The 18,157-nt window shown below is 47.0% G+C and carries 30 protein-coding genes; 28 read left to right on the top strand and 2 right to left on the bottom strand.

Annotated elements, in window-relative coordinates:
- Positions 1–38 precede the first annotated feature (38 nt).
- From rpsG to tuf, 3 genes are all read left to right on the top strand, one after another.
- Positions 39–509 (top strand): 30S ribosomal protein S7, encoded by a 471-nt coding sequence (gene rpsG, locus MKX51_RS27915; protein ID WP_020427074.1) that lies wholly within the window; start codon positions 39–41, stop codon positions 507–509.
- Between the two features lie 47 nt (positions 510–556).
- Entirely contained in the window at positions 557–2,635 is a 2,079-nt protein-coding gene (fusA, locus tag MKX51_RS27910) for an elongation factor G (RefSeq protein ID WP_076081734.1), read from the top strand.
- A gap of 108 nt (positions 2,636–2,743) precedes the next feature.
- Positions 2,744–3,934, top strand: a complete 1,191-nt coding sequence (gene tuf / locus MKX51_RS27905) for an elongation factor Tu (protein WP_036721850.1) — start codon at positions 2,744–2,746, stop codon at positions 3,932–3,934.
- A gap of 91 nt (positions 3,935–4,025) precedes the next feature.
- Here tuf and MKX51_RS27900 read toward each other — a convergent pair whose 3' ends face one another.
- Both MKX51_RS27900 and MKX51_RS27895 read right to left on the bottom strand, forming a co-directional pair.
- Positions 4,026–4,367, bottom strand: a complete 342-nt coding sequence (locus tag MKX51_RS27900) for a cupin domain-containing protein (RefSeq protein ID WP_340994620.1) — start codon at positions 4,365–4,367, stop codon at positions 4,026–4,028.
- 33 nt (positions 4,368–4,400) lie between these two features.
- Positions 4,401–4,817, bottom strand: coding sequence for a V4R domain-containing protein (locus MKX51_RS27895; protein ID WP_340946740.1), 417 nt, complete (start codon positions 4,815–4,817; stop codon positions 4,401–4,403).
- 254 nt (positions 4,818–5,071) lie between these two features.
- On the opposite strand from MKX51_RS27895, the gene MKX51_RS27890 reads away from it, so the two are divergent.
- The 25 genes from MKX51_RS27890 to map all read left to right on the top strand — a co-directional run bounded on the left by MKX51_RS27890 (position 5,072) and on the right by map (position 18,154).
- Positions 5,072–5,731: a Crp/Fnr family transcriptional regulator gene (locus MKX51_RS27890; protein WP_340994619.1), complete on the top strand. Its 660-nt coding sequence runs from the start codon at positions 5,072–5,074 to the stop codon at positions 5,729–5,731.
- A gap of 236 nt (positions 5,732–5,967) precedes the next feature.
- Positions 5,968–6,276, top strand: a complete 309-nt coding sequence (gene rpsJ, locus MKX51_RS27885) for a 30S ribosomal protein S10 (RefSeq protein WP_017692074.1) — start codon at positions 5,968–5,970, stop codon at positions 6,274–6,276.
- Positions 6,277–6,314: 38 nt separating this feature from the next.
- Complete coding sequence (rplC, locus tag MKX51_RS27880; RefSeq protein WP_036721840.1) at positions 6,315–6,938, top strand: 50S ribosomal protein L3; 624 nt, start codon at positions 6,315–6,317, stop codon at positions 6,936–6,938.
- Between the two features lie 25 nt (positions 6,939–6,963).
- Positions 6,964–7,587, top strand: coding sequence for a 50S ribosomal protein L4 (gene rplD / locus MKX51_RS27875; RefSeq protein WP_036721837.1), 624 nt, complete (start codon positions 6,964–6,966; stop codon positions 7,585–7,587).
- The gene (rplW, locus tag MKX51_RS27870) at positions 7,587–7,880 is read left to right on the top strand and encodes a 50S ribosomal protein L23 (RefSeq protein ID WP_019908225.1); all 294 of its coding nucleotides are present in this window, start codon (positions 7,587–7,589) and stop codon (positions 7,878–7,880) included. The genes rplD and rplW overlap by 1 nt, the downstream gene beginning before the upstream one ends.
- A gap of 27 nt (positions 7,881–7,907) precedes the next feature.
- Positions 7,908–8,738 carry a 50S ribosomal protein L2 gene (rplB, locus tag MKX51_RS27865; RefSeq protein ID WP_036692392.1) on the top strand — a complete coding sequence of 277 codons (831 nt, stop codon included), beginning with the start codon at positions 7,908–7,910 and terminating at the stop codon, positions 8,736–8,738.
- Between the two features lie 77 nt (positions 8,739–8,815).
- Positions 8,816–9,094 (top strand): 30S ribosomal protein S19, encoded by a 279-nt coding sequence (gene rpsS / locus MKX51_RS27860; RefSeq protein ID WP_036692395.1) that lies wholly within the window; start codon positions 8,816–8,818, stop codon positions 9,092–9,094.
- A 31-nt stretch (positions 9,095–9,125) separates the two neighbouring features.
- Positions 9,126–9,458, top strand: coding sequence for a 50S ribosomal protein L22 (gene rplV / locus MKX51_RS27855; RefSeq protein WP_019908228.1), 333 nt, complete (start codon positions 9,126–9,128; stop codon positions 9,456–9,458).
- A 13-nt stretch (positions 9,459–9,471) separates the two neighbouring features.
- Positions 9,472–10,137, top strand: coding sequence for a 30S ribosomal protein S3 (gene rpsC, locus MKX51_RS27850; protein ID WP_036721832.1), 666 nt, complete (start codon positions 9,472–9,474; stop codon positions 10,135–10,137).
- Positions 10,138–10,139: 2 nt separating this feature from the next.
- Positions 10,140–10,574 carry a 50S ribosomal protein L16 gene (gene rplP / locus MKX51_RS27845; RefSeq protein ID WP_020427064.1) on the top strand — a complete coding sequence of 145 codons (435 nt, stop codon included), beginning with the start codon at positions 10,140–10,142 and terminating at the stop codon, positions 10,572–10,574.
- Positions 10,564–10,761, top strand: coding sequence for a 50S ribosomal protein L29 (gene rpmC / locus MKX51_RS27840; RefSeq protein WP_019908232.1), 198 nt, complete (start codon positions 10,564–10,566; stop codon positions 10,759–10,761). The genes rplP and rpmC overlap by 11 nt, the downstream gene beginning before the upstream one ends.
- A 43-nt stretch (positions 10,762–10,804) precedes the next feature.
- Complete coding sequence (rpsQ, locus tag MKX51_RS27835; RefSeq protein WP_036692400.1) at positions 10,805–11,071, top strand: 30S ribosomal protein S17; 267 nt, start codon at positions 10,805–10,807, stop codon at positions 11,069–11,071.
- A gap of 40 nt (positions 11,072–11,111) precedes the next feature.
- A complete protein-coding gene (gene rplN, locus MKX51_RS27830; protein WP_036680556.1) occupies positions 11,112–11,480 on the top strand; it encodes a 50S ribosomal protein L14 in 369 nt (122 codons plus the stop codon).
- A 56-nt stretch (positions 11,481–11,536) separates the two neighbouring features.
- Positions 11,537–11,890, top strand: coding sequence for a 50S ribosomal protein L24 (gene rplX, locus MKX51_RS27825; protein WP_019908235.1), 354 nt, complete (start codon positions 11,537–11,539; stop codon positions 11,888–11,890).
- A gap of 30 nt (positions 11,891–11,920) precedes the next feature.
- On the top strand, positions 11,921–12,463 hold the full coding sequence (gene rplE, locus MKX51_RS27820; RefSeq protein ID WP_036721829.1) for a 50S ribosomal protein L5: 543 nt from the start codon (positions 11,921–11,923) through the stop codon (positions 12,461–12,463).
- Between the two features lie 44 nt (positions 12,464–12,507).
- Positions 12,508–12,693 carry a type Z 30S ribosomal protein S14 gene (locus MKX51_RS27815; protein WP_036589425.1) on the top strand — a complete coding sequence of 62 codons (186 nt, stop codon included), beginning with the start codon at positions 12,508–12,510 and terminating at the stop codon, positions 12,691–12,693.
- Between the two features lie 32 nt (positions 12,694–12,725).
- On the top strand, positions 12,726–13,124 hold the full coding sequence (gene rpsH, locus MKX51_RS27810) for a 30S ribosomal protein S8 (protein ID WP_036692403.1): 399 nt from the start codon (positions 12,726–12,728) through the stop codon (positions 13,122–13,124).
- Positions 13,125–13,154: 30 nt separating this feature from the next.
- Positions 13,155–13,697 carry a 50S ribosomal protein L6 gene (gene rplF / locus MKX51_RS27805; protein ID WP_036721827.1) on the top strand — a complete coding sequence of 181 codons (543 nt, stop codon included), beginning with the start codon at positions 13,155–13,157 and terminating at the stop codon, positions 13,695–13,697.
- An 84-nt stretch (positions 13,698–13,781) separates the two neighbouring features.
- Positions 13,782–14,150: a 50S ribosomal protein L18 gene (gene rplR, locus MKX51_RS27800; RefSeq protein ID WP_036692407.1), complete on the top strand. Its 369-nt coding sequence runs from the start codon at positions 13,782–13,784 to the stop codon at positions 14,148–14,150.
- Between the two features lie 26 nt (positions 14,151–14,176).
- Positions 14,177–14,674 carry a 30S ribosomal protein S5 gene (gene rpsE, locus MKX51_RS27795; RefSeq protein ID WP_036652980.1) on the top strand — a complete coding sequence of 166 codons (498 nt, stop codon included), beginning with the start codon at positions 14,177–14,179 and terminating at the stop codon, positions 14,672–14,674.
- A gap of 14 nt (positions 14,675–14,688) precedes the next feature.
- Positions 14,689–14,874, top strand: coding sequence for a 50S ribosomal protein L30 (gene rpmD, locus MKX51_RS27790; RefSeq protein ID WP_019908243.1), 186 nt, complete (start codon positions 14,689–14,691; stop codon positions 14,872–14,874).
- Between the two features lie 41 nt (positions 14,875–14,915).
- The gene (rplO, locus tag MKX51_RS27785; RefSeq protein WP_036692409.1) at positions 14,916–15,356 is read left to right on the top strand and encodes a 50S ribosomal protein L15; all 441 of its coding nucleotides are present in this window, start codon (positions 14,916–14,918) and stop codon (positions 15,354–15,356) included.
- Positions 15,356–16,654, top strand: coding sequence for a preprotein translocase subunit SecY (gene secY / locus MKX51_RS27780; RefSeq protein WP_036721825.1), 1,299 nt, complete (start codon positions 15,356–15,358; stop codon positions 16,652–16,654). The genes rplO and secY overlap by 1 nt, the downstream gene beginning before the upstream one ends.
- A 98-nt stretch (positions 16,655–16,752) precedes the next feature.
- Positions 16,753–17,397, top strand: a complete 645-nt coding sequence (locus tag MKX51_RS27775; protein ID WP_036721823.1) for an adenylate kinase — start codon at positions 16,753–16,755, stop codon at positions 17,395–17,397.
- Positions 17,398–17,401: 4 nt separating this feature from the next.
- Positions 17,402–18,154 carry a type I methionyl aminopeptidase gene (map, locus tag MKX51_RS27770; RefSeq protein WP_036721822.1) on the top strand — a complete coding sequence of 251 codons (753 nt, stop codon included), beginning with the start codon at positions 17,402–17,404 and terminating at the stop codon, positions 18,152–18,154.
- The last annotated feature ends 3 nt before the right edge of the window (positions 18,155–18,157 follow it).

The raw sequence follows: 18,157 nt of genomic DNA, 5'->3' as shown, positions 1-18,157 counted from the left end.
TTATCAGCATAATAACCATATAAGAAAGGGGGATATCCATGCCACGCAAAGGTCCAGTTACTAAAAGAGATGTATTGCCAGATCCATTGTATAATAGCAAGTTGGTTACTCGTTTGATCAACCGTATTATGCTGGGTGGTAAAAGAGGTGTCGCTCAAAGCATTTTGTACAATTCGTTCAAGTTGATTCAAGAACGTACAGGTAAAGAGCCGATGGAAGTTTTCGAAGCTGCCATCAAGAATATCATGCCTGTATTGGAAGTTAAAGCTCGTCGTGTCGGCGGTGCTAACTACCAAGTACCTATTGAGGTTAAACCTGAAAGACGTACTGCTTTGGGATTACGTTGGCTTGTAAACTACTCGCGCAACCGCGGTGAGAAGACTATGGAAGAGCGTTTGGCGGCTGAGATTATCGATGCTTCCAACAACACAGGTGCTTCCGTTAAGAAACGTGAAGATACACACAAGATGGCTGAAGCGAACAAAGCGTTTGCTCACTACCGCTGGTAGGATTGCAGTCGTTCAAATAACTTCTATTTTGAAAGGAGATCCATTTCATGGCAAGAGAGTTCTCCTTAAAAAATACACGTAATATCGGGATCATGGCACATATTGATGCTGGTAAGACTACTACCACTGAGCGGATTCTATTCTACACAGGCCGTACGCACAAAATCGGTGAAGTTCACGAGGGTGCTGCTACAATGGACTGGATGGAACAAGAACAAGAGCGCGGAATCACGATTACTTCCGCTGCTACAACTGCTGCATGGAAAGGTCACCGCATCAATATCATTGATACCCCAGGACACGTTGACTTCACCGTTGAAGTTGAACGTTCCCTGCGTGTATTGGATGGGGCAGTTGGTGTATTTAGTGCGAAAGAGGGCGTAGAGCCTCAGTCTGAAACCGTATGGAGACAGGCTGACCGTTATAACGTACCACGGATCGCATATGTGAACAAAATGGACATTATCGGTGCGGATTTCCTTAACGTAATCGAAACTATGCGTGATCGTCTTCAAGCCAATGCAGTTGCTATTCAACTGCCAATCGGTGCAGAAAATGATTTCGCAGGTATCATCGACCTCGTTGAGCAAAAAGCACATATGTTCAGAGATGATTTGGGCCAAAATATTGAAGTTACGGATATTCCGGAAGAATATTTGGCAAAGGTTGAGGAACTGCGTCTCGAGCTGATCGAGAAAGTTGCTGAACTTGATGAAGATCTGACTATGAAGTACCTGGAAGGCGAAGAAATTACTATTCCGGAAATCAAAGCTGCTCTGCGCAAAGGCGTAGTTGAAGTTAAAATTTTCCCAGTAATTTGCGGCTCTTCCTACCGGAACAAAGGGATTCAGCTTATGCTGGATGCTGTTGTTGATTACTTGCCTTCACCTTTGGATGTACCGGCTATTACGGGTCATCTGGAGGATGGAACAGAAGCGGAACGTCATCCTTCGGATGAAGAGCCATTCGGTGCCTTGGCATTTAAGATCATGACAGACCCTTATGTTGGTAAACTCACGTTCTTCCGTGTATACTCCGGTATCCTGGAATCAGGTTCTTATGTAATTAACGCTACTAAGGGCAAACGTGAACGTATTGGGCGTATCCTGCAGATGCATGCGAACAGCCGTCAAGAAATCTCCATCGTTTACGCTGGTGATATCGCGGCAGCCGTTGGTCTGAAGGACACTAGCACAGGCGATACACTCTGCGACGAGAAACATCCGATCATTCTGGAATCCATGAACTTTCCAGATCCGGTTATCGAAATCGCAGTCGAGCCAAAAACCAAAGCTGACCAAGATAAACTGGGTGTTGCTCTCGGAAAGTTGACTGAAGAGGATCCTACTCTTCGTGCTCACACTGATGAAGAAACAGGCCAAACCATCCTGGCAGGTATGGGTGAGCTTCACTTGGACATCATCATCGACCGTATGCGTCGTGAATTCAAAGTAGAAACCAATGTGGGTAAACCGCAGGTTGCTTACCGCGAAACGTTCAAGGCATCTGCCCGCGTAGAAGGCAAGTTTGTTCGCCAATCCGGCGGTCGCGGTCAGTACGGTCACGTATGGGTTGAATTTGAACCTCTCGAGCCAGGTACTGGCAGCCAATTCGAAAGTAAAGTTGTCGGTGGTTCTGTACCTAGAGAATACATCGCTCCTGCACTTGCCGGTATTGAAGAGCAAATGAAGAACGGCGTTATTGCAGGCTTCCCGCTTGTTGACGTTAAAGCTACCATCGTAGATGGTTCTTACCATGATGTTGACTCCAACGAAATGGCGTTCAAAATTGCCGGTTCGATGGCGCTTAAAGCTGCAAAAGACAAATGTCAACCTGCATTGCTTGAGCCAATCATGAAAGTGGAAGTAACTGTTCCTGAGGAATACATGGGCGATGTAATGGGTATGCTGAACTCCCGTCGCGGTAGAATCGAAGGTATGGATTCCCGTGGTGGAGCGCAAATTATCCGTGCGAAGGTGCCTTTGTCCGAAATGTTCGGATACTCCACAACACTCCGTTCCGGTACTCAAGGACGCGGCGTATTCTCAATGGAGCTTTCTCACTATGAAGAAGTACCTAAATCCATTGCTGAAGAAATCGTAGCCAAGAACAAAGGCGGAGAATAAGCTTGATTTTTAACTTGCCGTCCGGGTATAACACATAAGTCACCTTAGAACTGCAAATAGGCGGACGGCTCAAATATATGGACCCCACAATAAGGAGGAACTGTTCAAATGGCAAAGGCAAAGTTTGAACGTAACAAACCGCACGTTAACATCGGTACTATCGGTCACGTTGACCATGGTAAAACAACTCTGACTGCTGCAATCACAACTGTATTGTCCAAAAAATACGGTGGTGCTGCTGTAGCATTCGACCAAATTGATAAGGCTCCTGAAGAACGCGAACGCGGTATCACTATCTCCACCGCTCACGTTGAATATGAAACTCCTAACCGTCACTACGCTCACGTAGACTGCCCTGGACACGCCGACTATGTTAAAAACATGATCACTGGCGCAGCGCAAATGGACGGAGCAATCCTGGTTGTATCCGCAGCTGACGGCCCTATGCCACAGACTCGTGAACACATCCTGCTGTCCCGTCAAGTAGGCGTTCCTTACATCGTTGTATTCCTGAACAAATGCGACATGGTTGAGGACGAAGAGTTGCTTGAATTGGTTGAAATGGAAGTTCGCGATCTGCTTAGCGAATACGACTTCCCAGGCGATGACACTCCAATCGTTCGTGGATCTGCTCGTGAAGCTCTGCAGAACCCTGATGGCGAGTATGCACAGAAGATCGTTGAAATGTTCGAAACGATCGACACATACATCCCGCTTCCAGAACGTCAGACTGACAAGCCTTTCTTGATGCCTGTCGAAGATGTATTCTCCATCACTGGCCGCGGTACTGTGGCAACTGGTCGCGTAGAACGCGGAACAGTTAAAGTCGGAGAAGAAATCGAAATCGTTGGTATTCACGAAGAAACTAAGAAGTCTGTAGTTACTGGCGTGGAAATGTTCCGCAAATTGCTTGATTCCGCTCAAGCTGGCGACAACATCGGCGCATTGCTGCGTGGTGTTGACCGTAACAACATCGAGCGTGGCCAAGTATTGGCTAAGCCGAACTCCGTTAAGCCACACACTGAGTTCACTGCTCAGATCTACGTTCTGACTAAAGAAGAAGGCGGACGTCACAAACCATTCTTCACTGGTTACCGTCCACAGTTCTACTTCCGTACAACTGACGTAACTGGCATCATCAACCTGCCAGAAGGTACTGAAATGGTTATGCCTGGTGACAACATCACCGTAACTGTTCAGCTGATCTCCCCAATCGCTATTGAAGAAGGTACTAAATTCTCCATTCGCGAAGGCGGACGTACAGTTGGTGCCGGTTCCGTAGCTTCTATCCAGAAATAATTCAGGCTCTATCCGTTAGGATAGACTGAAAATAAGTCAGGCCCCCTTCATTTGAAGGGGGCCTGTTTTATTTTATAGATAAGATTGAGAATTAGATTTCCTTCGCGTATTCCACGCTTGGCAGCTTGGACAGAACGACATGCAGGCTGGACGGCGATGAACTATTATTCGTATAAGCGAACGACTCGTCACCGGCAATGTAGATAGTCTCTCCTTGGATGAAGGAGAACTCTTCCTCATTAACATGAATGGTACCGTCACCGTGTAAGGCGAGGATATAGACATCTGCTCCGGGGTGCTTGTGAACGGGCAGCTTTTGCCCAGGCATGAAATTAAGCACAAATACTACGCTATCGCCTTTTTGGAAAATGATCTTTTTGGTAAAGCGTTCCTCTTGATACTGTACGGCCTCAGCTAGTGTTTTCTTTTCCATTATAAATCCCTGCTTTCATTATATTAGTATTATTTAAAGCTTAACTTCGTACTCGCAGTGCTCATGACCGGTGACATTACATTTGATCTCTTTCACTGAAACCTTGCGGCCGAGAATTCGGCACAGAGCACCTTCAATGATAGCTCCCTCCAGATCACAGACCATTCTTTCATCTTCAAGGGAAGGTAGTCCTTTGCAGAAGCAATCGTCAACAGCGATATTAATTTTGCGCTCATCGGAATGAACAATTCGGGGAATCCCGATTTTGAGCTCCTCAAAGATCTGCAGCAGCTCTTCCACGGAATGGACAGGCAGGCTCTCGCCGATCTTTCTGCCAATGGTCACAGTCGTTCCCTTTCCGCCTAACGGCAATCCCTGGTTCATTCCAATTAGACGGATGGTCCGGAATAGTTCAAGGGGTACCATCTTGCCCAGAGTTGTTCTATTCATCTGCCGCATATCCTCAAAAGTGTATTGCTGCAAGCCCATCAACTCCTTTTCTCTCTATGAACCTATTGTATAGACAGCCGGCGCGTTAATCCTTGATATAGATCAAGTTTTATGAAAATTTGTGCGTCCAGTCACCCGGCAGCGCTTCGATCATTGATATGGTGGGATAAGCGACAGTAGAGGAGGAATGATGTATGGAATGCAATACGTGCAGTTCTCATGCCTGTGTGCGCCAGGTTCCGGTATTCAGGAGCTTGTCCGATGAAGAATTGGTTATCATAGAATCAATCACAGAATCCCATTCATATAAAAAGGGTAGCCAGGTCTGCCGAGAAGGAGAGCCGTCTGAAGCCTTATATGTGGTGAAGAGCGGTCTTATCAAACTGACGAAGAACAGTAAAGAAGGCAAGCAGCATATTGTACGCTTTCTTTTCCCCGGTGATTATTTCGGACAGTTTGCCCTGCTTCACAATAAAAATAATGATGTAACGGCGGAGATTATTGAAAGTGGAGTGGTCTGCCGGATGCACCGGAAGGATTTCATTCCCCTCTTGGAGCAGAATGCGGGCCTGGCGTTTAGCTTTCTGATGTCTGTTAGTGAGCAGCTGCATCTGGCGGAAGAAACAGCAGGGGCACTGCATATGTTTGAAGTGGAAAAACGGTTAGCCCGACTTCTAGTCTACTTGTACACGAGGAATCTGCCAGAATCAGCACTGACAATGCAAGCTTTGCGACATTCCGTGGATCTCCCATCGGCGCAAAAAGAAGTGGCAGCGATGATCGGCACGACTGCCGAGACCTTAAGCCGTAAGCTGAACAAGCTGGAAGCGCTGAAGATCATCGCTATGCATAAGAGAACCGTGAATATTCTGGAGATGGAGGCTCTAATTCAGCTTGCTGAAATCAGTAATTAACAATTTTCAGATAAAACCGTGTGTTTTTTAACTTTTTTTCTGGAAAAGGTGATTTGTTTTGCAAAGGCTCTTGCAATATAGCCGCCTATTAGATATAATAATAAATGTTGTTCTGAGACGTTGCGATGATGTGAGAGGTTACTGACACACCCGGCCCCTTTGCCATGAGGTCGACGTCGGAAAATTTTCACGGAGTATGTCCGATAATAAATTGGGCGATAGAAGGAGGGACTAAAATGGCAAAGCAAAAAATTCGTATTCGCTTGAAAGCATACGACCACAGAATTCTTGATCAATCCGCAGAGAAAATCGTTGAAACAGCAAAACGTTCGGGTGCTGGTGTATCCGGGCCGATTCCGCTGCCAACTGAGAAGCAAATCATTACCATTCTCCGTGCGGTACACAAGTACAAGGATTCCCGTGAACAGTTTGAGCAACGGACTCACAAACGTTTGATCGATATTGTGAACCCAACACCACAAACTGTGGATGCCTTGATGCGCTTGGATCTACCGTCCGGTGTAGATATCGAAATCAAATTGTAATTCATTAAGTAACCAGGAAAAGAAAAGAGGTGTCAACATTGAAAGGTATCTTAGGAAAAAAACTCGGTATGACTCAAGTGTTTACTCCAGAAGGTAACGTAATTGCGGTTTCTGTTATCGAAGCTGGACCTTGTGTGGTACTGCAAAAGAAAGACCTGAATATCGACGGATATGAAGCAGTGCAGTTGGGCTTTTCCGATAAAAAGGAAAGTCGCTCCAACAAGCCTGAACAGGGTCACGCCAAAAAGGCAAATGCAACACCTAAGCGCTACGTTCGCGAAATTCGTGGTGTTGACCTCGGGTCACTCGAGGTTGGACAAGAGCTTAAGGCTGACATCTTCGCTGAAGGCGAGTTTGTTGACGTAACAGGTACTTCGAAGGGTAAAGGCTTCCAGGGTAACATCAAACGCTGGGGACAAAGTCGCGGACCAATGGCACACGGATCGCGTTACCACAGAAGACCGGGCTCGATGGGTTCCATCCAGGCTAACCGTGTTCCTAAGGGCAAACGCCTGCCAGGACATATGGGTCACACGACTGTAACGGTTCAAAAGCTTGAAATCATCCGGGTTGACGTAGAACGTAATGTACTGCTGGTTAAAGGCGCTATTCCGGGCCCTAAAAACAGCTTCGTGAAAGTTAAACAAACCGTTAAGAAATAATTACTGAAGAAAGGAGGAACATGAAATGCCAAAAGTAACACTTTTCAATACTAGTGGTAACGAAGTTGGCGAAGTTGAACTGAGTGATTCAGTTTTCGGTATCGAACCGAATGTACATGTGCTGCATGAAGCTGCACTTATGCAAAGAGCTTCCCTTCGTCGCGGTACACACAAAGTAAAAGGACGCTCTGAAGTGCGTGGCGGCGGACGTAAGCCTTGGAAACAAAAAGGTACAGGTCGTGCTCGTCAAGGCTCCATTCGTTCTCCGCAATGGAAAGGCGGCGGCGTAGTCTTCGGACCAACACCACGCAGCTATTCCTGGAAATTGCCTAAGAAGGTTCGCCGGTTGGCCATCAAATCCGCGTTGTCCTCAAAAGTGCTTGAGAATGACATCATCGTATTGGATAGCCTGACTCTGAATGCTCCGAAGACGAAAGAATTCGCAGCGATTCTGAACAACCTTAAAGTGGGCAGCAAAGCCCTGATCGTAGCACCGAGCTATGATGACAATGTAGCACTTTCCGCTCGTAACATCCCTGGGGTGAAATTCGTAGCGGCTGACGGCATCAATGTTCTTGACGTACTGACGTACGACAAACTGATCATCACTAAAGAAGCAGTTCTGAAGGTAGAGGAGGTGTTCGCGTAATGAAAGATCCTCGTGATATAATTAAGCGTCCAGTGATTACGGAACGCACATCCGAATACATGAGCGAACTGAAGTACGCTTTTGAAGTGGATATCCGTGCTAACAAGACCGAAATCAAAAAAGCTGTCGAGGCTATTTTTAAAGTAAAAGTCGTTAGTGTGAACACAATGCGCGTACCTGGTAAACTGAAACGTTACGGCAAATACTCCGGTTATACTCCAGAGTGGAAAAAAGCCATCGTGAAGCTTAGCCCGGACAGCAAGCCGCTTGAGTTCTTTGAAGCGGTAGAATAATACTCTTAAAGTAAGGAGGAAACTATAGTGCCAATCAAAAAGTACAAACCGACCTCTCCGGCAAGACGCAACATGTCTGTGTCTACGTTTGAAGAAATTACAACAAACCAGCCAGAGAAATCGTTGCTGTCCCCGCTGTTCAAGCATGCCGGACGCAACAACCAAGGTAAAATTACGGTTCGTCACCATGGCGGCGGACACAAACGTAAATACCGTATCATCGACTTCAAGCGGACTAAAGACGGCATACCAGGTAGCGTTGCTACAATCGAGTATGACCCGAACCGTACTTCCAATATTGCTTTGATCCACTATGCTGATGGAGAGAAACGTTATATCATCGCTCCTAAAGGCCTTAAAGTTGGGGACAAAGTTGAGTCCGGCCCTGCTGCGGACATCAAAATTGGTAACAGCCTTCCGTTGATCAACATCCCGGTAGGTACAGTTATCCACAACATCGAGTTGAAACCAGGCAAAGGCGGACAATTGGTTCGTGCTGCCGGTACTGAAGCTCAGCTGCTGGGTAAAGAAGATAAATACGTATCTGTTCGTTTGAACTCGGGTGAGGTTCGCAGAATCCTCAGCGTTTGCCGTGCGACTATCGGAGCCGTAGGTAACGGAGATCACGAACTGATCAAGATTGGTAAAGCCGGACGCAGCCGCTGGCTCGGACGTCGTCCTGAAGTACGCGGTGTTGTCATGAACCCTAACGATCACCCACACGGTGGTGGTGAAGGCCGCGCTCCTATCGGACGGAAATCGCCAATGTCACCTTGGGGCAAACCAACCCTCGGCTACAAAACGCGTAAGAAAAACAAAGCATCTGATAAATATATCGTTCGTCGCCGCACAAAATAAGACGCTTCAGGCAAGTTAGTTAAGCGCGAAGCGTCGATTCGCGGTTTTGAAGAACCGGATGAAGGGAGGATTCACACATGGGTCGCAGTTTAAAGAAGGGGCCGTTCATCGATGGCTACCTGCTGAAAAAAGTTGAGGATTTGAACGAGACAGACAAGAAAGTCGTAGTAAAAACCTGGTCCCGTCGCTCAACCATTTTCCCTCAGTTTATCGGACATACGTTTGGTGTATATGACGGCCGCAAACACGTGCCTGTATACGTAACGGAAGATATGGTAGGTCACAAGTTGGGCGAGTTCGCGCCAACACGTACTTACAAAGGCCACGCGGGTGACGATAAGAAAACCAGAAGATAATTAACGTCTTCGTTTGAGAGGAGGGAAAACAATGGAAGCAAAAGCACATGCAAGATCGGTGCGGATTTCCGCTCGTAAAGCGAAACTGGTTGTTGACTTGATTCGCGGCAAGCAAGTGGGGGAAGCAATTGCAATTCTTCGCCACACTCCGAAGTCCGCTTCTCCGGTTGTTGAGAAGCTACTGAACTCGGCGATTGCGAACGCTGAGCATAACTACTCTATGGACGTTAACAGCTTATTCGTAAGCGAAGTTTTCGTTAACCAGGGTCCTACAATGAAACGTTTCCGTCCGCGCGCCATGGGCCGCGCAAGCCGGATCAATAAACGTACCAGCCACATTACTTTGGTGGTATCTGAGAAATAAGGAGGGATAACACGTGGGTCAAAAGGTAAATCCAGTCGGACTCCGAGTCGGTATTATTCGCGATTGGGAATCAAAATGGTATGCAGGCAAAGATTTCGGTACTCTTTTAATGGAAGACGTCAAAATCCGGGAATACCTTAAAGGCAAGTTGAAAGATTCCTCTGTTTCCCGCATCGAGATCGAAAGAGCGGCAAGCCGAGTGAACGTTACAATTCACACTGCCAAGCCAGGTATGGTAATTGGTAAAGGCGGAGCAGAAGTAGAAGTACTTCGCAGCGCAGTTACAACTATCGCCGGCGGTAAGAAAGTACACATCAACATCAATGAAATCAAACACCCTGAACTGGATGCTATTCTTGTTGCTGAAAGCATTGCACAACAGCTGGAACGTCGCGTATCGTTCCGTCGTGCTCTGAAACAAGCGATTCAAAGAACTATGCGTTCCGGCGCAAAGGGAATTAAAACTCAGGTTGGCGGACGTCTTGGCGGCGCTGAGATTGCCCGTTCAGAAGGTTATAGCGAAGGAACAGTTCCACTTCATACGCTTCGTGCTGATATCGATTACGGAACAGCTGAAGCACATACAACTTACGGCCGTATCGGCGTAAAAGTATGGATTTATCGTGGAGAAGTTCTTCCCCCAGCTAAGAAACAAGCTGCTCAGGAAGGAGGCAACTAATCATGTTGGTACCAAAGCGCGTTAAACACCGCAAGCAACAACGCGGTCACATGAAGGGTATGGCAAAAGGCGGAACTGAACTTAACTTCGGCGAATTCGGTTTGCAGGCACTGGAGCCATCTTGGATCACTAACCGTCAGATCGAAGCTGCTCGTATCGCAATGACACGTTACATCAAACGTGGCGGTCAGGTTTGGATCAAGATTTTCCCGGATAAGCCAATCACTCAGAAGCCTCTCGAGGTTCGTATGGGTAGTGGTAAAGGTAACGTTGAGAAGTGGGTAGCTGTAGTTAAACCGGGTAAGATTATGTTCGAACTCGGAGGCGTGTCGGAAGAAATCGCTCGTGAAGCGATGCGTCTTGCCGCTCACAAGCTGCCTGTAAAGACTAAGTTTGTGAAACGTGAAGAATTGGGTGGTGAAGCAAATGAAAGCTAATGAACTTCGCAACTTAACCACTGCTGAGATTGAACAGAAAATCGCCGGATTTAAGGAAGAACTTTTCAATCTCCGTTTCCAATTGGCAACAGGCCAACTGGACAACCCGACTCGGATTCGTGATGTGCGTAAGGAAATAGCTCGTGCTAAAACCGTTATCCATCAAAGAGTACTTGGGATTAGTTAAGTGACGGCGGATGCATAATCCGTAATCAGGAAGGAGGCTAATTATGAGCGAAGAGCGTAATGCACGTAAAGTGCTGATCGGTAAAGTAGTCAGCGACAAAATGGATAAAACCATCGTAATTGCTGTTGAAACCTATAAAAAGCACAATCTGTATCACAAACGCATCAAGTCCACGAAGAAATTCAAGGCACATGATGAAGAGAATGTAGCTAAAATTGGTGATGTCGTGAAAGTCATGGAAACTCGTCCATTGTCGAAGGACAAACGGTGGAGACTGGTTGAAGTGGTAGAAAAAGCGGTAATCATCTAAGACATGAAGCTGATCCCTTTCCGGAAGGAGGAAAATAATAATGATTCAACCATTTACACGTTTGCATGTGGCTGACAACTCTGGTGCGAAGGAACTGATGTGTATCCGCGTACTGGGTGGTACTGGACGCCGTACAGCAGCAATCGGCGATTTGATCGTTTGTTCCGTTAAACAAGCAACACCAGGCGGCGTTGTCAAAAAGGGCGATGTTGTTAGAGCGGTAGTTGTTCGTACAAAACGTTCGGTACGCCGTAAAGATGGATCTTACATCGCATTCGACGAAAATGCAGCTGTTGTTGTCAAAGACGACAGAAGCCCGCGCGGAACACGTATCTTCGGACCAGTTGCTCGCGAACTTCGCGACAAGGACTACATGAAGATCGTTTCCTTGGCACCGGAAGTAATCTAAAAATCCGAGTGATGCTCGGTTGTACTTGAAAAGGTCAGTTATAGGAGGTGTAATCAATGCCTAGAGTTAAAAAAGTTCTGGAATCCCATAACAATAAACTGCACGTGAAAAAAGATGATGTGGTGCTTGTGATCAGCGGGAAAGACAAAGGTAAAAAAGGCCGTGTCATCGCTGCTTATCCTCGTGAAAACCGCGTCCTGGTAGAAGGCGTGAACATGGTGAAGAAACACCAGAAGCCTAACCAGTTGAATCCGCAAGGCGGAATCATCGAGCAGGAAGCTTCGATCCATGTGTCCAACGTAATGCACATTGATCCGAAGAGCGGGAAAGTTACGCGTATCGGCTATAAAGTACTAGATAACGGTAAGAAGGTTCGGGTAGCAAAAAGATCCGGAGAGATTATCGACTAATACAGTCCTAATGAAAGGAGGTAAATCTTCATGGCAGCAAGAATGAAAGAACGTTATCTGAATGAAATCACACCATCTTTGATGCAGAAGTTTAACTACACAACAGTTATGCAAGTGCCTAAGATCGAGAAGATCGTCATCAACATGGGTGTAGGTGACGCTGTTCAAAACTCCAAAGTACTTGACGCTGCAGTTAACGATATGCAACTGATTTCTGGTCAAAAGCCGGTTATCACTAAAGCTAAGAAATCCATCGCCGGTTTCAAACTGCGCGAGAATATGCCGATCGGGGTTAAAGTAACACTGCGCGGCGAGCGTATGTATTACTTCCTGGATAAATTGATCAACGTAACGCTTCCACGCGTTCGTGACTTCCGTGGTATTTCCAGCAAAGCCTTTGATGGCCGCGGTAACTACACACTGGGTCTTAAAGAGCAATTGATCTTCCCGGAAATCGAGTATGACAAAGTGGATAAGGTTCGCGGTATGGACATCGTTATTGTAACGACTGCTAAGACGGACGAGGAATCCCGTGAGCTGCTGAATCAGCTGGGAATGCCTTTCACAAAATAAGAATCATCCATTTCTCCGAAAATGTTTAGGAGGTGTCAGTCTAAGTGGCAAAGACTTCAATGAAAGTTAAACAACAACGCGAGCCTAAGTTCAAAGTACGTGCATACACACGTTGCGAGCGTTGCGGTCGTCCACATTCGGTACTGCAAAAGTTCAAAATTTGCAGAATTTGTTTCCGTGAATTAGCTTATAAAGGCCAGATTCCTGGCGTGAAAAAAGCAAGTTGGTAAGAAGTTTATAAACGGGAAGGAGGTTTACACACATGACTATGTCTGATCCTATTGCAGATATGCTTACTCGTATTCGTAACGCCAACACTGTGCGTCACGAGACAGTAGAAATGCCTGCTTCTACTATGAAAAAACAAATCGCGGACATCTTGAAGCGTGAGGGCTTCATCCGTGATGCTGAATTCGTTGAAGATAGCAAACAAGGGATTATCCGTATTTTCCTGAAGTACGGCCCAAGCCAGGAGCGCGTTATCACTGGTCTGAAAAGAATCAGTAAACCAGGTCTTCGCGTATACACGAAGAGCAATGAAGTGCCTCGTGTACTCGGTGGCCTTGGAATCGCGATTATCTCCACATCTAAGGGAGTTATGACCGACAAAGAAGCTCGTCAATCTAAATCCGGCGGAGAAGTTGTCTGCTACATTTGGTAATAAACGTCACAAGATAAGGAGGTGCAACACATGTCTCGTATTGGTCGCAAACCAATCGCAGTACCTAGCGGTGTAGATGTCACTTTGGACAACGCCGTTATTACAGTAAAAGGTCCTAAAGGCACTTTGACTCGTGAGCTTCATAAAGACATGAAGATTACAGTTGAAAATAACGAAATCACTGTTGTTCGCCCGTCGGACAACAAATTGCATCGTTCACTTCACGGCACAACCCGCTCCGTTGTCAACAACATGGTGAGTGGTGTGACTGAAGGTTTCTCGAAATCTCTGGAACTGGTTGGGGTCGGATATCGTGCAAGCAAATCCGGAGATAAAATTGTATTGAACGTTGGTTACTCCCACCCGGTTGAAATTACACCGGAAGCGGGTATCGAGTTCGATGTTCCTGCGAACACGAAGATCATCGTTAGAGGGATTGACAAAGAACGCGTTGGCGCTTATGCTGCCAAAATCCGTTCCGTACGTGAACCTGAACCATACAAAGGTAAAGGTATCAAATATGAAGGCGAGCGTATCATCCGCAAGGAAGGTAAAGCTGGTAAGAAGAAATAACCAGCTCTACCTTAATTGTAAGATACCCCGTGCATCTTAAAGTGAAGCTGTTTACGGCAAACTGAAGGGAGTGAAAGGGAAGTCATGATTACAAAAGAGGATAAAAACAAGGCTCGTCTCAAAAGACACCTGCGTGTTCGTAAGAAGATCCAGGGTACTACTGAGCGTCCACGTTTGAATGTGTTCCGTTCTTCGAAACACATCTACGCTCAACTGATCGATGATGTGACTGGCGTTACTATCGTATCGGCCTCCACACTTGATAAGGAATTGAGTGCTACAATCGGAAATGGCGGCAGCGTTGAAGCTGCAAGCAAAGTGGGTCAATTGATCGCTGAGCGTGCCAAAGAAAAGGGTTATGCAGTGGTTGTATTTGACCGCGGTGGATACTTGTACCATGGACGGATTCAGGCTCTGGCTAGCGCAGCTCGCGAAGCTGGTCTTGAATTCTAGAATATTTCTAAAAGGAGGTTAACGACTTGCGTGTAGATCCGAACAGTTTAGAACTGACAGAAAGAGTTGTACACATCAACCGTGTTGCAAAAGTTGTAAAAGGCGGACGCCGTTTCAGCTTTAGTGCACTTGTTGTTGTGGGCGACGGCAACGGCTACGTTGGTGCTGGTATCGGTAAAGCCGGCGAAGTTCCGGATGCCATCCGTAAAGGCATTGAAGACGCCAAGAAAAACCTGATCCACATTCCAATCGTAGGAACTTCGATTCCTCACCTGGTTACTGGACATTTCGGCGCAGGACGCGTTCTGCTGAAACCAGCATCCGAAGGTACCGGCGTTATCGCTGGTGGACCGGTTCGTGCGGTGCTTGAATTGGCAGGCGTTGGCGATATCTTGACAAAATCTTTGGGTTCTTCGAATTCCATGAATATGGTCAATGCTACTTTAGAGGGTCTTTCCCGTCTGAAGCGTATTGAAGAGGTCGCGAAGCTTCGCGGCAAATCTGTCGAAGAATTACGCGGTTAAGGAGGGGAACGTCAATGGCTAAATTGCAAATTACCCTCGTACGCAGTGTAATTGGACGTCCAGAAACACAACGTGTTACTGTTAAGACGCTCGGCCTGCGCAAAACCAACTCGTCCGTGGTTCACAACGACACTCCTGCAATTCGCGGGATGATCAACAAAGTGAGCCACTTGCTGTCCGTTACTGAAATTGAAGGCTAAACAGCCTCGCATAAATTAACAAACATAAGGAGGTGCAAACGATGAAGTTACATGAACTTGCTCCAGCTCCTGGATCACGGAAAGAACGCAACCGCGTTGGTCGTGGACCAAGTAGCGGTAACGGTAAAACTTCGGGCCGTGGACACAAAGGTCAAAACTCCCGTTCCGGCGGTGGTGTACGTCCAGGCTTCGAGGGTGGACAAAACCCACTCTATCGTCGTCTGCCTAAACGTGGTTTCGTCAATCCTACCCGTAAAGAGTACGCGATTGTGAACCTGGAAGATCTGAATAGCTTTGCAGAAGGAACAGAAGTAACTCCTGAGCTTTTGCTTGAAACTGGTGTTGTCAGCAACACTAAGAGCGGCATCAAGATTCTCGGCAACGGTGAACTGGCTGTTAAATTGACTGTCAAAGCAAATAAGTTCTCTCAATCTGCGGTAGAGAAAATCGAAGCTGCCGGCGGTAAAACCGAGGTGATCTAATGTTCAAGACGCTTAAGAATATATGGCATGTTGAAGATTTGCGCAAAAAGATCCTGTTTACCCTGTTCGTTCTGATCATTTACCGCATCGGTTCGTTTGTACCGGTTCCCGGTGTGAACAAAGAAGTACTGGAATCAACAAATCAGGGCGGAGACGCTTTGATGGGTCTTTTGAACACCTTCTCGGGCGGAGCGCTCAAAAACTTCTCGATTTTTGCGATCAGCATTTACCCGTATATCACAGCATCCATCATAGTTCAATTGCTTTCGATGGATGTTGTCCCTAAGTTTGCCGAATGGGCTAAGCAAGGGGAACACGGGAAAAAGCAGCTGGCGCAAATTACGCGTTACGGCACAGTAGTGCTAGGTTTGATCCAAGCGTTTGCCACATCTATCGGGTTTAACCGGATTTATGGCACTGAGATGATTCCAAATGCAACCTTTGCGGATTACCTGCTTATTGCGATCATATTGACGGCGGGTACATCGTTCTTGATGTGGTTAGGTGAGCAGATCACTGAAAAGGGTATAGGAAACGGGATTTCGATCCTGATTTTTGCGGGAATCGTCGCCGCCTTTCCGGGATATATCACCACTACGGCGCAATCAAGCTTCATTCAGCCGGGTCAGATGTTCCTGAATATTCTTAAAGTCGTTATTGTACTGATCGTGGTTGTTGCGATTATTGTCGGGGTGATCTTTGTTCAACAAGGTATCCGTAAAATCCCTGTACAATATGCCAAGCGCGTAGTCGGTAACAAAATGTACGGTGGACAGAATACGCACATTCCGCTTAAAATTAATGCGGCTGGTGTAATTCCTGTTATCTTCGCCGTTTCGCTGCTTCAATTCCCGGTCGTTTTATCGAGCTTCTGGTCCACCCACGCTTGGGCTAAATGGGTCTCGGCCAATCTGGATCATACCAAGCCGCTCGGCATGCTGCTGTATGTAGTCATGATCATCGGATTCACGTTCTTCTATACGTTTGTTCAGATGAACCCGCAGCAAATGGCTGACAATATGAAAAAGAATGGCGGATACATTCCAGGTATACGTCCAGGTAAGGCTACTGAGAAATATCTGACTAGAGTAATGTCGCGTCTGACCATGTCCGGTGCGCTGTTCCTGTCATTAATCTCTGTACTGCCAGTATTATTTGGATCGTTGTCTGGGTTACCGAAGCAAGTGCAGATTGGTGGTACGGCACTGCTTATCGTTATCGGTGTTGCACTGGATACCATGAAGCAGATCGAGAGCCAATTGATCAAACGCCATTACAAAGGCTTCATCAATAAATAGGCGATAGGTTCCGGAGAAGTACCTAAGGCTTTAAACTTCCCGGTACCTATTGTGCTGTTTCTTGCTTGGTGGCGAACTTTCGGGGGGAGAAGAGAATCGTGAACATTTTATTCATGGGCCCTCCTGGGGCAGGCAAGGGAACACAAGCCGCTGTTGTTGTAAAAGAGTTGGGTATTCCTCATATTTCGACTGGTGATGCATTCCGCTTGGCTATTAAGCAAGGCACACCGGTTGGACTTAAGGCCAAATCTTATATTGATCAAGGGTTGCTTGTACCTGATGATGTGACTATTGGAATCGTCGAAGAACGGCTGCAGCAGTCCGATTGCGAAAAAGGTTTTTTATTGGATGGCTTTCCAAGAACCCTTTCGCAAGCGGAAGCGCTGGGAGAAATCCTCAGCCGGCTTGGAACTTCACTGGATCACGTTGTTAACTTGAATGTGGACCGCGGACTGCTGATGGCACGTCTTACCGGACGCCGGATCTGCTCCGTATGCGGAACATCCTACCATTTAATTTTCAACCCGCCGAAGCAAGAAGGCGTCTGCGACATTGATGGCGGAGAATTGTATCAGCGTCCGGACGACAACGAAGAAAGTGTAGGCAAGCGTCTGGATGAGTATGATAACAAGACAGCGCCTCTGCTTGCATTTTATGACGATAAAGGTCTTGTGCGTCAGGTAAACGGAGAAAACGAAATCAATGTCGTTTCTTCTGAAATCGTATCTATGCTGCGGGGTTAATGTAATGATCATTTGCAAATCCGAACAGGAACTTGTCTTTATGAGGGAAGCTGGTCGAATTGTTGCCGAGAGTCACCGTCTTATTGCTGAAGCTATCCAGCCAGGCATTACTACCGGTGAGCTCGACAGAATCGCCGATGGGTACATTCGCAGTCAGGGTGCTGTGCCGTCTTTCAAAGGCTACAACGGTTTTCCTGCCAGCATTTGCGCTTCAGTCAACGAACAATTGGTGCACGGATTTCCAGGGAAACGCAAACTGGTAGAAGGCGATATCGTTACGCTGGATATCGGTGCAGAGTACCGTGGTTATCACGGTGATTCCGCCTGGACATACGGGGTGGGCAGCATTTCCGAAGAGGCTCAGCGTCTGCTGGACGTCACGGAAGGCTCCCTGTACGCTGGACTGGCGTTAGTCAAACCGGATGTGCGCTTGTTTACAATCTCCCATGCAATTCAGTCATACATTGAAGACGCCGGATTCTCCGTTGTCCGCGAGTATGTTGGTCATGGCATTGGGGCAGAACTGCATGAAGAACCGCAAATTCCGAACTATGGCATAGCGGACCGCGGACCACGTTTGAAGCCGGGTATGGTACTCGCCATTGAGCCGATGGTTAACGCTGGAGAACGTTATGTCAGAACGCTGGATGATAACTGGACGGTCGTTACGGTAGACGGTTCACTGTGCGCTCACTTCGAGCATACAGTAGCAGTTACACCGGACGGCATGGAAATTTTCACAAAACTGAATGCGTAGGTG

Source organism: Paenibacillus sp. FSL M7-0420, from assembly GCF_038002345.1.
Classification (GTDB): domain Bacteria; phylum Bacillota; class Bacilli; order Paenibacillales; family Paenibacillaceae; genus Paenibacillus_AQ.
Note: the sequence above shows the minus strand (reverse complement) of the source record. Positions and strands in the feature narration are given on the sequence as shown.